Origin of the sequence: Streptomyces sp. NPDC058198, assembly GCF_042882605.1 — a bacterium.
Classification (GTDB): Bacteria; Actinomycetota; Actinomycetes; order Streptomycetales; family Streptomycetaceae; genus Streptomyces.
In genome coordinates this window covers 145,167-160,056 of the sequence record NZ_JBHVVP010000004.1, presented here as the reverse complement: position 1 = coordinate 160,056, position 14,890 = coordinate 145,167, and the positions used below count along the sequence as shown (strand labels likewise).

Here is a 14,890-nt window from a genome sequence, read left to right as displayed (position 1 = left end):
TAGTAGCTCCGCTACGAGGACATCCCGGCGCCTTGGAATCACACGCACCAGACCGCGTCCGCTCTCCGATCGAAGGTCACCCGACAGGCTCTGAGGCCGACGATGGTCAGCGGTATCAGCGCGGCGAGGATCACGAAGAACTGCAGCACCTCGTTGTAGATCGCCGAGGAGAGGCCGCCGATGGTGATGTACGCGAGGACGAAGAAGCCCGCGACGACGATCGCGACCCACTCCGGCCAGCCGAGCAGCGCCTCCAGCACGATCGCCATCGCGTAGAGGTTGACGCCCGCGATCAGTACGGACGACACCGCGAAGATGATCGAGGAGAGCAGGTGGGACGAGGGCCCGAAGCGGTGCAGCAGGAACTCGGGGACGGACCGCACTTTCGAGCCGTAGTAGAACGGCATCATCACCAGCCCGAGGAAGACCATGGCGGGGATGGCGCCGATCCAGTACCAGTGCACGGTGTAGACGCCGTACTGCGCGCCGTTCGCCGCCATGCCGAGGATCTCGGTGGCGCCGAGGTTGGCGGCGACGAAGGCGAGCCCCGTCACCCAGGCCGGCAGTGAGCGCCCGGAGAGAAAGAAGTCGAGGCTGGTCTTCACGCTGGCCCGGGCGGCGAACCCGATGCCGAGGACCACGACGAAGTAGATCGCCAGGATGGTGTAGTCGAGCCCGTTCGTGGGGAGCCGGAGCCCTTCGGCCAGGTATCGCATGGGGGTACTCGCTTCGTCGCAAGAGAAGTCGCGGTCGGATGCTGGGCGGTCGTTGGCGTCTGCTCGTGTGCCCACCGTGCGCCCGTTGACGCAGCTGTTGGCTTGTGATTAATTATGTTCGGTTCTGTTTGAGTGTGGGCCGGGAGGCAATGGATGAAGAAGACGGTGACGAGGCTCGCCGACGGCCGCGAACTGATCTATTACGACTCCCGGGACGACGCCGTGCGCGACGCCGTCGACCACCGGCCCCTCGGCCCCGTCGCCACCACCTCGGAGATCCGCCGCGACCCGCTGCTCGGCGACGCGGTCGCCATCGCCTCGCACCGCCAGGGCCGTACGTACCACCCGCCCGCCGACGAGTGCCCGCTCTGCCCCTCCGGCGACGGCCGGCTCAGCGAGATCCCGGCCGACGGCTACGAGGTCGCCGTCTTCGAGAACCGCTTCCCCTCCCTCGCCGGGGACGCCGGCCGCTGCGAGGTCGTCTGCTTCACCTCCGACCACGACGCGTCGTTCGCCGACCTCACCGAGGAGCGGGCCGCTCTGGTGCTGGCGGCCTGGACCGACCGCACCGCGGAGCTGGCCGGGCTGCCGCAGGTCGAGCAGGTCTTCCCGTTCGAGAACCGCGGCGCCGAGATCGGTGTGACCCTCGGCCATCCGCACGGGCAGATCTACGCGTATCCCTTCGTCACCCCGCGCACCGAGCTGATGCTCCGCTCGGTCGAGGAGTACCGGGCCAGGACCGGCGGCAACCTCTTCGACGAGATCGTCGGGCGCGAGAGGGCCGATGGCACCCGGGTGGTGCTTGAAGGCGAGCACTGGGTGGCGTTCGTGCCGTACGCGGCGCACTGGCCGTACGAGACGCACCTCTACCCCAAGCGCCGGGTGCCCGATCTGCGGGACCTCGACGACGCGGCGCGCACAGAGTTCCCACAGATGTATCTGGAACTCTTGAAGCGCTTCGACCGGCTGTTCGGCGAAGGTGAACCGCCGACGCCGTACGTCGCGGCCTGGCACCAGGCACCGTTCCGGGCCGCCGGGCGGCTCGATTTCGCCCTTCACCTCGAGCTTTTCACCGTGCGCCGCACTTCCGGCAAGCTGAAGTTTCTCGCGGGTTCCGAATCCGGCATGAGTGTGTTCATCAACGATGTGCCGCCGGAGGCCGCGGCAGAGCGACTGCGAGAGGTAGCGAGCGAGTGAGCGACAAGTACCTGGTAACGGGTGGCGCGGGATATGTCGGCAGTGTGGTGGCCGCGCATCTGCTGGAGGCAGGGCACGAGGTGACCGTGCTCGACGACCTCTCCACCGGCTTCCGGGAGAGCGTCCCCGCGGGCGCCGAATTCATCGAGGGCCGGATCCAGGACGCGGCCAAGTGGCTGGACCCCTCGTACGACGCGGTGCTGCACTTCGCCGCGTTCTCGCAGGTCGGCGAGTCCGTCGCCAAGCCCGAGAAGTACTGGGAGAACAACGTCGGCGGCTCCATGGCGCTGCTGGCCGCGATGCGCTCCGCCGGGGTGCGCAAACTGGTCTTCTCCTCCACCGCCGCCACCTACGGCGAGCCCGAGTCCACGCCCATCACGGAGACCGACCCGACCGCGCCGACCAGTCCGTACGGCGCGACGAAGCTCGCCGTCGACCACATGATCAGCGGCGAGTGCGCGGCGCACGGCCTCGCGGCGGTCTCCCTGCGCTACTTCAACGTCGCGGGCGCGTACCGAACGCTGTCGGACACCGTCGTCGGCGAGCGGCACGACCCCGAGTCGCATCTCATCCCGCTCGTCCTACAGGTCGCCCTCGGCCGGCGCGAGTCGATCTCCGTCTACGGCGAGGACTACCCGACGCCGGACGGCACCTGCGTCCGTGACTACATCCATGTCGCGGACCTCGCCGAGGCCCATCTGCGCGCACTGGACGCGGCCGCGGAGGGCGAACACCTGATCTGCAACCTCGGCAACGGCAACGGATTCTCGGTCCGCGAGGTCATCGAGACCGTACGCGAGGTCACCGGGCACCCCGTGCCCGAGGTGATGGCCGGGCGCCGCGACGGCGACCCCGCCGTCCTGGTCGCCTCCGCCGACGCGGCGCACCGCCGCCTCGGCTGGACCCCGAGCCGCGCCGATCTGTCGGGCATCGTGGCGGACGCGTGGGCGTTCGCACGCCGGAAGGAGACCCAAGGGTGAGTGAGAGTGTGGCCGCGGACCGTGTCGCGCGGGAGTTCCGCCAGCTGTACGGGGCCGGACCCGAAGGAGTCTGGGCGGCCCCCGGCCGGGTGAACCTGATCGGCGAGTACACCGACTTCAACGACGGCTTCGTGATGCCGCTGGCGCTGCCGCACACCACGGTCGCCGCGGTGTCCCGCCGGAGCGACACGGTCCTGCGGCTGCACTCCGCGGACGTCCCCCAGGGCGTGGTCCAGCTCGACGCCGCCGGACTCGCCCCGCGCTCCGACAGCGGCTGGGCGGCGTATCCGGCGGGCGTCGTCTGGGCGCTGCGCGAAGCCGGCCACCCGGTCGGCGGCGCCGACATCCATCTGGCGTCGACCGTCCCGACCGGCGCGGGCCTGTCGTCCTCCGCGGCGCTGGAGGTCGTCACCGCCCTCGCCCTGAACGAGCTGTACGGCCTCGGCCTGTCCGGCGCCGAACTGGCGGTGCTCGCCCAGCGCGCCGAGAACGATTTCGTCGGTGTGCCGTGCGGGGTCATGGACCAGATGGCCTCCGCGTGCTGCACCGACGGGCACGCGCTGTACCTGGACACCCGCGACCTCTCACAGCGCCAGGTGCCGTTCGACCTGGCGGCCCAGGGGCTCCAGCTGCTCGTCGTCGACACCCGGGTCAAGCACGCGCTCGGCGACGGCGCGTACGCCGAGCGGCGCGCCGGGTGCGAGGCGGGCGCGCGGGCGCTCGGGGTCGGCGCGCTGCGCGACGTCCCGTACGAGGAACTGGGCGCGGCGCTCGGCCGGCTGGCCGGGGAGAGCGAGAACGTCCGCCGCTACGTCCGCCATGTGGTGAGCGACGACCACCGGGTCGAACAGGTCATCGCGCTCCTCGACGCGGGTGACGTCCGCGCCGTCGGCCCGGTGCTGGTCGAGGGCCACGCCTCGCTCCGCGACGACCTGCGGGTCTCCTGCCCGGAACTCGACCTGGTCGTCACCGCGGCCATGGCGGCCGGCGCGCTGGGAGCCCGGATGACGGGCGGCGGCTTCGGCGGCTCGGCGATCGTCCTGGTGGAGGAGTCCGACGCGGACGCGACAGCGAAGGCGGTCACGGAGGCGTTCGCGACGGCGGGGCACATGTCCCCCCGGATCTTCCCGGCGATCCCGTCGCGGGGCGCGCACCGCCTGCGCTGACCTGCCCGTTTACGCAAACGCCCGCGCCTGCGCCCGCCCCGTGCCCACGTCCAGGGCCACGGGGCTCAGGCCAGGGACTTGATCAGGATGTACTCGATCACGCCCGGCGGATAGTCGGCGACCCGGCCGGCGATCTCGTACCCCTGCTTCTGGTAGAAGCCCGGCGCCTGGAAGTCCCAGGTCTCCAGCCGCGAGCGGGCGCAGCCGCGCTCCTTCAGCGCCAGGCGTTCCGCCTCCGCCAGCAGGCGGCTGCCCAGGCGGGCGCCCCGGTGCCGGTCGTCGACCCAGAGCAGATCGACGTGGAGCCAGCGCGCCCAGGTGCGGCCGGTGAGCCCGCCGGCCAGCTCGCCCGTGGACTCCTCGAACAGCCAGACATGGAGCGGGACTTCCTCGCCCATCGGACTGTCCCGCAGCGCGCGCATCACCGGCGAGCGGTCAGAATTGGCCGTGCCAAGCCGTTCGCCGAGCACAGCACGCCGTTCCTTGTCGACTTCTGTCTCCATACGAAACATGGGCCCCAGCCTAAGCATCGAGGCCCATCAGTTCTGCGAATTTGCTTCCGCCCCGGGCCCGCGCCCGTACGCTGATGCACAGCACCGGTGGGGGCCGGTGCTGATCAGGGGTGGAGACATGTCGGGTACGACGCTCGGAGCGGGGTAGCGGTCATCGCACGGCGGGGGCCGTGCCGCTGACGTACCGCCACGCACCGGGCGCCGTTTCCGCGCGGTCCGCTCCCCACCTTCAGGGGGTGTCCATTGGTACGTATCCGGGTTCTGGTCGTGGACGACCACCGTATCTTCGCCGAATCGCTCGCCGCCGCGCTCGCGGCCGAGCCCGACGTGGACGTCTCGGCGGCCGGCAGCGGCCCCGCCGCGCTGCGCTGTCTGGACCGGGCGGCGGCCGAGGGCCGCACTTTCGACGTGATGCTCGTCGACGCCGATCTGGGCACGGTCGCGGGAGCCGTCCAGGTGCCCGTCGCCCGCGCCGTGCCCGACAACGGGGACGTGGCGCTGGTCGACGGCATCTCGCTGGTCGCCGGGGTCCGCTCGGGGCAGCCGTCCGTCCGTATGGTCGTACTCGCCGAGAGGGACGACCCGCGCCGCGCCGCGCTGGCGCTCCAGGCGGGCGCCTCCGGCTGGGTCGCGAAGGACTGCTCGCTGCAACGGCTGCTCGCGGTGATACGGGGCGTCCTGCGCGACGAGACACATCTGCCGCCCGCCCTGCTCACGGGCGTCCTGCGGGAGCTGACGGCCGCGCGCAAGCACCGCACGGAGAGCGAACGGCTGGTCGAGTCGCTTACCCCGCGCGAGTGCGAGGTGCTGCGCTGCATGGTGGCGGGGCTGGGGCGCAAGGCGGTCGCCGAGCGCCTCTTCCTCTCCCCGCACACCGTCCGCACCCATATGCAGAACGTGCTGGGCAAGCTGGGCGTGCACTCCACGCTGGCCGCCGTCGCCCTGGCCCGCCGGGCCGGTGTGGGCCCTGCCGACCTGGCGGCCGATCCGCTAGCCGGGGACGTTGTCGAACGGGGCGGTCAACTGGCGTAGCAGCCCGGCCAGTTCGCCTCGCTGCGCCCGGGACAGCTCCGCGAGGATCGCGCGCTCCTGGGCGAGCAGCCCGGCGAGCGCCTGGTCCGCGCGGTCCTGTCCCTCGGGCGTGAGCCTGACCAGCACGCCGCGCCGGTCGCTGGGGTCCGGCAGCCGCTCGACCAGGCCCTTCTTCGCCAGCCGGTCGATGCGGTTCGTCATCGTGCCCGAGGTGACCAGGGTCTGGGTCAGCAGCTGGCCGGGGGAGAGCTGGTACGGGGCTCCGGCACGCCGCAGCGACGTCAGTACGTCGAACTCCCAGGGCTCCAGGCTGTGCTCGGAGAAGGCGATCCGACGCGCGCGGTCGAGATGGCGGGCCAGCCTGCTGACGCGGCTGAGCACCTCGAGCGGTTCCACGTCGAGGTCGGGGCGTTCTCGGCGCCATGCTGCGACCAGTCGGTCGACCTCGTCCTCCATGACGATCAGTGTAGAGGGTGCCTCGACATGAAGTCTCTTGACGTCAAGATATATGGCGGTGCAGGCTTGCCCCCACCGGGCGAGCGGGCCGTTCCGCCCGGTCGTTCCGTCGCCGCGAAGGCGCTCGACCACGCGAAGGGGCTCGACCATGCATTCCGCACCGACCTGGGATCCGGCGCAGTACCTCAGGCACTCCGGGCACCGCACCCGCCCGTTCCTGGACCTGCTCGCCCGGATCCCCGAACCGCCGGCCGGCGGCGGACCCGCCAGGATCGCCGACCTCGGCTGCGGACCCGGCAATGTCACCGCGCTCCTCGCCGACCGCTGGCCGGCCGCCCGCATCACCGGCCTCGACAACTCGCCGGAGATGCTCGACCGGGCCCAGCGGGAGTACGCCGGCCCCACCGCGGGCGGCGGGACCATGGACTTCCGCACCGCCGACGCCGCGCACTGGACGCCCGAGGAGCCGTACGACCTGATCGTGTCCAACGCGGCCCTGCAATGGGTGCCGAACCACCCCGACTCCTTCGCCCGCTGGATCGCCGCCCTCGCCCCCGGCGGCACCTTCGCCTTCCAGGTCCCCGGCAACTTCTCCTCGCCCAGCCACACCCTGCTCGCCGAGCTCTGCGACAGCCCGCGCTGGCGCGAGCGGCTCGACCACCCGGGCAGGCGCCTCGTGAAGGTCCTGGAGCCCGCGGACTACCTCACGCGCCTCGCGGACCTCGGCTGCGCGACGGACGTCTGGGAGACCACGTACCTCCAGCTCCTCACCGGCGAGGACCCGGTGCTCGACTGGGTCAAGGGCACCGCCCTGCGCCCCGTCCTGACGGCGCTCGCCGGCGACGACGAGGCCACGCAGGAGTTCACCGGCCAGTACCGCGCACTGCTCCGCGAGGCCTACCCACCGGGACCGCACGGCACGGTATTCCCCTTCCGCCGCATCTTCGCGGTCGCCCACACCCCCGCCTGACCCGTCGGCCCGGCGCAGCGCGGGCGCTAGTTCTTGCGGTGGCCGATGAGGCGGGGTTTGGGTTCCAGGCCCTCCAGGCCGTGCCAGGCGAGGTTCACCAGATGCGCGGCCACCTCCGACTTCTTCGGGCGGCGGGCGTCCACCCACCACTGGCCGGTCAGCGCCACCATGCCCACCAGGGCCTGCGCGTACAGCGGAGCCAGCTTCGGGTCAAAGCCGCGGGCCTTGAACTCCATGCCGAGAATGTCCTCGACCTGCGTGGCGATATCGCTGATCAGCGAGGCGAACGTGCCCGTGGACTGCGCGACCGGCGAGTCACGCACCAGGATGCGGAAGCCGTCCGTATACGTTTCGATGTAGTCGAGGAGCGCGAACGCGGCCTGCTCCAGCAGCTCACGGGGGTGGCCGGCGGTCAGCGCGCTGGTCACCATGTCCATCAGCTGACGCATCTCGCGGTCGACCACCACCGCGTACAGCCCCTCCTTGCCGCCGAAATGCTCATAGACGACGGGCTTGGAGACCCCGGCCTTCGCCGCGATCTCCTCGACCGACGTCGCCTCGAAACCCTTCTCGGCGAAGACCTTGCGGCCGATGTCCAGCAGCTGTTCGCGCCGTTCCGCACCGGTCATACGGACCCGCCGGGCCCGCCGGCCGGCCGGGGCCCGGCCCTTGTCGGTGCTGCCCGCGCTGCTGGTACTGCCGTCGGTCGCCACAATGCCCATCATGCCGCGTTGGAGGGTGCGCCCTTGCGCCGGGAGTCCAGCCGGGAAGCGCTCGGCCAGCGGACGTCGGACGCCCAGCCGAACTGCTCGAACCAGCGGATGAGCCGGGCGCTGGAATCGACCTGGCCCCGCAGCACGCCGTGCCGCGCGCTGGTCGGGTCCGCGTGGTGCAGGTTGTGCCACGACTCGCCGCAGGACAGCACCGCCAGCCACCACACATTGCCCGAGCGGTCACGCGACTTGAACGGACGCTTGCCGACCGCGTGACAGATCGAATTGATCGACCAGGTCACATGGTGCAGCAGCGCCACCCGAACCAGTGACCCCCAGAAGAACGCCGTGAAAGCGCCCCACCAGGACATTGTCACCAGCCCGCCCACCAGCGGCGGGATCGCCAGTGACACGACCGTCCACAGCGCGAACTGCCGGGAGACCGCCCGGATGGCCGGATCCCTGATCAGATCCGGGGCGTACTTCTGCTGCGGCGTCTGCTCCTCGTCGAACAGCCAGCCGATGTGCGCCCACCACAACCCCTTCATCAGGGCGGGGAGCGACTCGCCGAACCGCCACGGGGAGTGCGGGTCACCCTCCGCGTCCGAGAACTTGTGGTGCTTGCGGTGGTCCGCCACCCAGCGGACCAGCGGACCTTCCACGGCGAGCGAACCGGCCACGGCGAGCGCGATCCGCAGCGGACGCTTCGCCTTGAACGAGCCATGGGTGAAATAGCGGTGGAAGCCGATCGTGATGCCGTGGCAGCCGATGTAGTACATCGCCACCATCAGGCCCAGATCGAGCCAGCTCACGCCGCCCCAGCGCCAGGCCAGCGGCACCGCCGCGAGCAGGGCGACGAAGGGCACGGCGATGAAGAGCAGCAGAGCGATCTGCTCGATGGACCGCTTGCTGTCCCCGCCGAGCGTGGCGGAGGGAAGCGGGGAGCCGCCGGCGGAGGGGGGAGGTGTGGACGGGTCTTCGATCACGTCGTCGGGGGTTGCGGTCATGGGGGGTCCCCTGGGGATGAGGGATACGGCAGATGCCGGATACGGGTGCGTAACCTACGGCATCGTAAGTATGGCAGCGCCGAACGCCGCGACAAGAGGTCCTGTGGATAACGCCAGGGGAAGGCCACCTATCCTGGTGTCGTCGGACAGCGCGGTCCGCCAGGCCGTCCGACGCCGCCCCTCCGATACCGGACGGCCTGAAGTCTCCAGAAAACCTCCAGACGTGCTCAAACACTGCAAGGAGCCGCACCTGTGAGCAGTGCCGACCAGACCCCTTCCGCCAGCGCGGAGCTGCGCTCCGACATCCGCCGTCTCGGTGACCTGCTGGGCGAGACCCTCGTACGGCAAGAAGGCCCGGAGCTTCTCGAACTCGTCGAGCGCGTCCGCGCGCTGACCCGCGAGGACGGCGAAGCCGCCGCCGAGCTGCTCGGGGACACCGACCTGGAAACCGCGGCCAAGCTGGTACGCGCCTTCTCCACCTACTTCCACCTGGCCAACGTCACCGAACAGGTCCACCGAGGCCGTGAAATGCGCGACCGGCGCGCCGCCGAGGGCGGGCTGCTGGCCCGCACCGCCGACCGGCTCAAGGACGCCGACCCGGACCATCTGCGCGAGACCGTGAAGAACCTCAACGTACGGCCCGTCTTCACCGCGCACCCCACGGAAGCCGCCCGCCGCTCCGTACTGAACAAGCTCCGCCGCATCGCCGAACTGCTCGAAGTACCCGTCATCTCCGCCGACCGGCGCCGCCACGACCTGCGGCTCGCCGAGTCCATCGACCTCATCTGGCAGACCGACGAACTGCGCGTCGTACGGCCGGAGCCGGCCGACGAAGCCCGTAACGCCATCTACTACCTCGACGAACTCCACGCCGGCGCCGTCGGCGACGTCCTGGAGGACCTCGTCGGCGAACTGGAACGCGTCGGCGTCGAACTGCCCCCCGGCACCCGCCCGCTGACCTTCGGCACCTGGATCGGCGGCGACCGCGACGGCAACCCCAACGTGACCCCCGAGGTCACCCGCGAGGTGCTGATCCTCCAGCACGAGCACGGCATCACCGACGCCCTCGAACTCGTCGACCAGCTGCGCGGCCAGCTCTCCAACTCCATCCGCTACACCGGCGCCACCGAAGAGCTGCTCACCTCGCTCCAGGACGACCTGGAGCGGCTCCCCGAGATCAGCCCCCGCTACAAGCGGCTCAACGCCGAAGAGCCGTACCGCCTCAAGGCGACCTGCATCCGCCAGAAGCTTGTCAACACCCGCGAGCGCCTCGCCCAGGGCACCCCGCACACCGACGGCCGCGACTACCTCGGCACCGCCGAACTGCTCGACGACCTCACCCTGATCCAGACCTCGCTGCGCGAGCACCGCGGCGGGCTCTTCGCCGACGGCCGCATGGACCGCACGATCCGCACCCTCGCCGCCTTCGGACTCCAGCTCGCCACCATGGACGTACGCGAACACGCGGACGCCCACCACCACGCGCTCGGACAGCTCTTCGACCGGCTCGGCGAGGAGTCCTGGCGCTACAGCGACATGCCGCGCGACTACCGGCAGAAGCTCCTCGCCAAGGAACTGCGCTCCCGCCGCCCGCTCGCCCCCACCCCGGCACCGCTCGACGCCGCGGGCGAGAAGACACTCGGTGTCTTCCACACCGTCCGGCAGGCCTTCGAACGGTTCGGCCCCGAGGTCATCGAGTCGTACATCATCTCCATGTGCCAGGGCGCCGACGATGTCTTCGCCGCGGCCGTCCTGGCCCGCGAAGCCGGCCTCCTCGACCTGCACGGCGGCTGGGCGAAGATCGGCATCGTGCCGCTGCTGGAGACCACCGACGAGCTGCGCGCCGCCGACGTCATCCTCGACGAGATGCTCGTCGACCCCTCCTACCGCCGGCTCGTCTCCCTGCGCGGCGACGTCCAGGAGGTCATGCTCGGCTACTCCGACTCCTCCAAGTTCGGCGGCATCACCACCTCCCAGTGGGAGATCCACCGGGCTCAGCGCCGGCTCCGTGACGTCGCCCACCGCCACGGCGTACGGCTGCGGCTCTTCCACGGCCGCGGCGGCACCGTCGGCCGCGGCGGCGGCCCCTCGCACGACGCGATCCTCGCGCAGCCGTGGGGCACCCTCGAAGGCGAGATCAAGGTGACCGAGCAGGGCGAGGTCATCTCCGACAAGTATCTGATCCCGTCCCTGGCCAGGGAGAACCTGGAGCTGACGGTCGCCGCCACCCTCCAGGCCTCGGCGCTGCACACCGCGCCCCGCCAGTCCGACGAAGCCCTGGCCCGCTGGGACGCGGCGATGGACACCGTCTCGGACGCCGCGCACGCCGCGTACCGCGGGCTGGTCGAGGACCCGGACCTGCCCGCGTACTTCTTCGCCTCCACGCCCGTCGGCCAGCTCGCCGACCTGCACCTCGGCTCCCGGCCCTCACGGCGGCCCGACTCGGGCGCGGGCCTGGACGGGCTGCGGGCCATCCCCTGGGTCTTCGGCTGGACGCAGTCGCGGCAGATCGTGCCCGGCTGGTTCGGAGTCGGCTCCGGCCTGAAGGCACTGCGCGAGGCCGGACTCGACACGGTGCTCGACGAGATGTACGAGCAGTGGCACTTCTTCCAGAACTTCCTTTCGAACGTCGAGATGACGCTCGCCAAGACCGACCTCAGGATCGCCCGCCACTACGTCGACACCCTCGTGTCCGACGACCTGAAGCACGTCTTCACGGACATCGAGGCCGAACACGCCCTCACCGTGCAGGAAGTCCTCCGGATCACCGGCGGCGAGAAGCTGCTCGACTCCAACCCGGTCCTCCAGCAGACCTTCTCCATCCGCGACGCCTACCTGGACCCGATCTCCTACCTCCAGGTCTCGCTGCTGGCCCGCCAGCGCGAGGCGGCGGCGCGGGACGAGGCACCGGACCCGCTGCTCGCGCGGGCGCTGCTGCTGACGGTCAACGGAGTCGCGGCGGGACTGCGCAACACCGGCTGACGCCGTTCGTACGACAACTGCCCCCGCTCCGGGATTCCGGGGCGGGGGCAGTCTCGTACGGGGGCTCCCCGGTCAGAGAGCGAAGAACGCGGCCAGCAGCAGCGCCGCGCCCGCCAGCGCCGTACCCCAGGCCACCCGGGTCAGACGCAGCCCGCCGCCGATGACCAGCGACGCCAGCAGCAGCGCACCGCCGAGCGGCACCCAGGCGTACAGCAGACCCGTCGTGCCGGTACGGACCAGCTCATCGCTGTCCGGCCGCACCACCACCGCGAACCGCTCGCCCTTCTTGACGGCCGCCGACTGCTCGATCGTCATCCCGCCGCGCGGTCCTGCGGGCCCCTCGGGGTCGTACGCCCCGGTACACACCCCGTCCTCGCAGCGCGAGACCGCGAGGGTGCCGTGCTCACGGCCCTGGGCGAGCATCACATGCTGCGCGTCGCCCCAGGACGACCAGACGCCCGCCACGAGCAGCAGAAGGGCCACACAGCCCATCGCGGCACGGCGGCCGAACGACAGCATGAGGTGCGACGAGGTTCTGGGAGCCGACGAGGCCCTGGAGGTCTGGGGGCGTCCCCCGGAACGGCTGAACATGGGGCCGGATCCTTGGCCATGGGACCGCGCCCGGTCAACCCACGGCCGTGGAATGCGGGCTCTTGTCAGGAGTTGTACGTGCTCTGCGCCCGCTCCAGGCCCTCGATCACCAGAGCCTCCACCGCGTCGGCCGCACGGTCGACGAAGTACCCCAGCTCCTTGCGCTCCGTCGGCGAGAAATCCTTCAGCACGAAATCCGCCACCTGCATCCGGCCCGGCGGACGGCCGATCCCGAACCGCACCCGGTGGTAGTCAGGACCCATCGACTTCGTCATCGACTTCAGACCGTTGTGCCCGTTGTCCCCGCCGCCCAGCTTCAGCCGCAGCACGCCGTAGTCGATGTCCAGCTCGTCGTGGATCGCGACGATGTTCGCCGTCGGCACCTTGTAGAAATCACGCAGCCCCACCACAGGACCACCGGACAGGTTCATGTACGAGCCGGGCTTCGCCAGCACCACCCGGCGATTGCTCGGACCCGGCGCCCCGATCCGGCCCTCGATCACCTGGGCCTGCGCCTTCTGCGCCCGCTTGAACGAGCCACCGATGCGCTCCGCCAGCAGGTCGGCCACCATGAACCCGACATTGTGCCGGTTGGCCGCGTAGCCAGGACCGGGGTTCCCCAGGCCCACGATCAGCCAGGGGGCGTTGGCATCCGTCGTCATCGCGCGCTGCGTCTCCTCGCGTACCGGCGTTCGTCAGGTCGGGTTCTTCACAGGCGAACGGGGTGGCGGGCCGTGGCCCGCCACCCCGCAGGGAACAGCCCGAGGATCAGGCCTCGGCGCCCTCAGAGGTGCCCTCGGCGCCCTCAGCCGCCGGCTCCTCGGCCTGCGCGGACAGGACCTGGATGACCACCGCGTCCTCGTCCGTGACCAGCGTGGTGCCGGACGGCAGCGGGACATCCTTCGCGAGGATCGACGCACCGGCGTCCAGACCCGCGACGGAGACCGTCACCGAGTCCGGGATGTGCGTGGCCTCGGCCTCGACGGTCAGCGTGTTGAGCACGTTCTCCAGCAGGTTGGCGCCCGGGGCCAGCTCGCCCTCGGTGTGCACCGCGACCTCGACGGTGACCTTCTCGCCGCGCTTCACCGCGAGCAGGTCGACGTGCTCGATGAAGCCCTTGATCGGGTTACGCACCACGGCCTTCGGGATGACCAGCTCGCTGCGGCCCTCGATGTCGAGGCCGATCAGCGCGTTCGCGGTCTTGAGCGCCATCATCAGGTCATGGCCCGGCAGGGTCACGTGGACGGTGTCGGCGCCGTGGCCGTAGATGACCGCGGGGACCTTGTTGGCGCGACGGGTACGGCGGGCGGCGCCCTTGCCGAACTCGGTACGGATCTCGGCGCTGATCTTCACTTCAGCCATGGCTGCACTCCTCGTAGATGACAGGAAATCGGCCGTCACCCGGCCACGAGGCCTGCTACGAAGAGCGCGTCGATAACGGACCGCCGCACATGAGTGCGGCCTCCCTCGCCGAGCAACTCCGTGAGTCTACCCGGCGGGGAGGCCGCCTCAGAAATCGATCACCCGCACCCGGGAACCGGGGCGGACACCAGGCCGTACCGCTACGCCTGCTCCTCGAAGAGGCTGGTCACGGAACCGTCCTCGAAGACCTCACGCACCGCGCGCGCGATCGTCGGCGCGATCGACAGAACCGTGATCTTGTCCAGCTCCAGATTGCCCGGATCCGGCAGCGAATTCGTGAAGACGAACTCACTGACCTTCGAATTCTTCAGCCGGTCCGCCGCCGGACCGGACAGCACCCCGTGCGTCGCCGTCACGATGACATCCTCCGCGCCGTGCGCGAACAGCGCGTCCGCCGCGGCGCAGATCGTGCCACCGGTGTCGATCATGTCGTCGACCAGCACACACACCCGGCCCGACACATTGCCCACGACCTCATGGACCGTCACCTGGTTCGCGACATCCTTGTCACGCCGCTTGTGCACGATCGCCAGCGGCGCACCCAGCCGGTCGCACCAGCGGTCCGCGACCCGCACCCGGCCCGCGTCCGGGGAGACGACCGTCAGCTTCGACCGGTCCACCTTCCCCGCCACATAGTCCGCGAGCACCGGCAGCGCGAAAAGATGATCCACCGGACCGTCGAAGAAGCCCTGGATCTGATCCGTGTGCAGATCCACCGTCAGAATCCGGTCAGCGCCCGCCGTCTTCATCAGATCCGCCACCAGACGGGCCGAAATCGGCTCACGCCCACGGTGCTTCTTGTCCTGCCGGGCATAACCGTAGAACGGAACGATCACCGTGATGCTCCGGGCCGAAGCCCGCTTCAGAGCATCGATCATGATCAGCTGCTCCATGATCCATTTATTGATCGGAGCGGTATGGCTCTGGATCAGGAAACAGTCCGCACCGCGCGCCGACTCCTGATAACGGACATAGATCTCACCATTGGCGAAATCGAAAGCCTTGGTCGGCACAATGCCGACACCCAGCTGTTGCGCGACCTCCTCGGCCAGCTCGGGGTGGGCGCGGCCGGAAAAGAGCATCAGCTTCTTCTCGCCGGTCGTCTTGATCCCGGTCACAGCACTGTCTCCTCAGACGTGTTGACGG

General features: G+C 70.3%; 14 protein-coding genes and 1 pseudogene. 6 read left to right on the top strand and 9 right to left on the bottom strand.

All coding sequences use genetic code 11. The features are described 5' to 3' along the window. Positions 1-95 precede the first annotated feature (95 nt). Positions 96-716, bottom strand: a pseudogene (locus ACFVWW_RS16815) (Na+/galactose cotransporter); the annotation flags it as partial. Positions 717-869: 153 nt separating this feature from the next. Here ACFVWW_RS16815 and galT point away from each other — a divergent pair. From galT to galK, 3 genes are read left to right on the top strand one after another with little or no spacing between them, the layout of a single operon-like run. Then, positions 870-1,913: a galactose-1-phosphate uridylyltransferase gene (gene galT / locus ACFVWW_RS16810; RefSeq protein ID WP_384191742.1), complete on the top strand. Its 1,044-nt coding sequence runs from the start codon at positions 870-872 to the stop codon at positions 1,911-1,913. After that, complete coding sequence (gene galE / locus ACFVWW_RS16805) at positions 1,910-2,893, top strand: UDP-glucose 4-epimerase GalE (protein WP_386879183.1); 984 nt, start codon at positions 1,910-1,912, stop codon at positions 2,891-2,893. The genes galT and galE overlap by 4 nt, the downstream gene beginning before the upstream one ends. Next, complete coding sequence (gene galK / locus ACFVWW_RS16800) at positions 2,890-4,059, top strand: galactokinase (RefSeq protein ID WP_384333730.1); 1,170 nt, start codon at positions 2,890-2,892, stop codon at positions 4,057-4,059. Before galE ends, galK begins: the two co-directional genes overlap by 4 nt. Before the next feature lie 65 nt (positions 4,060-4,124). Here galK and ACFVWW_RS16795 read toward each other — a convergent pair whose 3' ends face one another. Continuing rightward, the gene (locus ACFVWW_RS16795) at positions 4,125-4,571 is read right to left on the bottom strand and encodes a GNAT family N-acetyltransferase (protein WP_386879182.1); all 447 of its coding nucleotides are present in this window, start codon (positions 4,569-4,571) and stop codon (positions 4,125-4,127) included. A gap of 243 nt (positions 4,572-4,814) precedes the next feature. On the opposite strand from ACFVWW_RS16795, the gene ACFVWW_RS16790 reads away from it, so the two are divergent. After that, on the top strand, positions 4,815-5,603 hold the full coding sequence (locus ACFVWW_RS16790; protein ID WP_384191731.1) for a LuxR C-terminal-related transcriptional regulator: 789 nt from the start codon (positions 4,815-4,817) through the stop codon (positions 5,601-5,603). Here the strand turns inward: ACFVWW_RS16790 and ACFVWW_RS16785 are convergent. Continuing rightward, positions 5,562-6,059 carry a MarR family winged helix-turn-helix transcriptional regulator gene (locus tag ACFVWW_RS16785; RefSeq protein WP_384191729.1) on the bottom strand — a complete coding sequence of 166 codons (498 nt, stop codon included), beginning with the start codon at positions 6,057-6,059 and terminating at the stop codon, positions 5,562-5,564. The genes ACFVWW_RS16790 and ACFVWW_RS16785 overlap by 42 nt on opposite strands. 148 nt (positions 6,060-6,207) lie before the next feature. Between ACFVWW_RS16785 and ACFVWW_RS16780 the strand changes: the two genes are divergently transcribed. Beyond that, the gene (locus tag ACFVWW_RS16780; RefSeq protein WP_386879181.1) at positions 6,208-7,029 is read left to right on the top strand and encodes a trans-aconitate 2-methyltransferase; all 822 of its coding nucleotides are present in this window, start codon (positions 6,208-6,210) and stop codon (positions 7,027-7,029) included. Between the two features lie 26 nt (positions 7,030-7,055). On the opposite strand, the gene ACFVWW_RS16775 is transcribed toward ACFVWW_RS16780, so the two are convergent. Together ACFVWW_RS16775 and ACFVWW_RS16770 are read right to left on the bottom strand one after the other, a co-directional pair. Then, the gene (locus tag ACFVWW_RS16775; protein ID WP_384191723.1) at positions 7,056-7,754 is read right to left on the bottom strand and encodes a TetR/AcrR family transcriptional regulator; all 699 of its coding nucleotides are present in this window, start codon (positions 7,752-7,754) and stop codon (positions 7,056-7,058) included. Next, positions 7,751-8,749, bottom strand: a complete 999-nt coding sequence (locus ACFVWW_RS16770) for an acyl-CoA desaturase (RefSeq protein WP_384191719.1) — start codon at positions 8,747-8,749, stop codon at positions 7,751-7,753. Before ACFVWW_RS16770 ends, ACFVWW_RS16775 begins: the two co-directional genes overlap by 4 nt. A 252-nt stretch (positions 8,750-9,001) precedes the next feature. On the opposite strand from ACFVWW_RS16770, the gene ppc reads away from it, so the two are divergent. Then, on the top strand, positions 9,002-11,731 hold the full coding sequence (ppc, locus tag ACFVWW_RS16765; protein ID WP_384191716.1) for a phosphoenolpyruvate carboxylase: 2,730 nt from the start codon (positions 9,002-9,004) through the stop codon (positions 11,729-11,731). A 72-nt stretch (positions 11,732-11,803) separates the two neighbouring features. Here ppc and ACFVWW_RS16760 read toward each other — a convergent pair whose 3' ends face one another. From ACFVWW_RS16760 to ACFVWW_RS16745, 4 genes are all read right to left on the bottom strand, one after another. Continuing rightward, entirely contained in the window at positions 11,804-12,322 is a 519-nt protein-coding gene (locus ACFVWW_RS16760) for a hypothetical protein (RefSeq protein WP_386879180.1), read from the bottom strand. A 65-nt stretch (positions 12,323-12,387) separates the two neighbouring features. Next, positions 12,388-12,984 carry an aminoacyl-tRNA hydrolase gene (gene pth / locus ACFVWW_RS16755; RefSeq protein ID WP_386879179.1) on the bottom strand — a complete coding sequence of 199 codons (597 nt, stop codon included), beginning with the start codon at positions 12,982-12,984 and terminating at the stop codon, positions 12,388-12,390. A 106-nt stretch (positions 12,985-13,090) separates the two neighbouring features. Further along, positions 13,091-13,684: a 50S ribosomal protein L25/general stress protein Ctc gene (locus tag ACFVWW_RS16750; RefSeq protein ID WP_384191707.1), complete on the bottom strand. Its 594-nt coding sequence runs from the start codon at positions 13,682-13,684 to the stop codon at positions 13,091-13,093. Between the two features lie 200 nt (positions 13,685-13,884). Next, complete coding sequence (locus ACFVWW_RS16745) at positions 13,885-14,862, bottom strand: ribose-phosphate diphosphokinase (RefSeq protein WP_384191703.1); 978 nt, start codon at positions 14,860-14,862, stop codon at positions 13,885-13,887. Positions 14,863-14,890 lie beyond the last annotated feature (28 nt).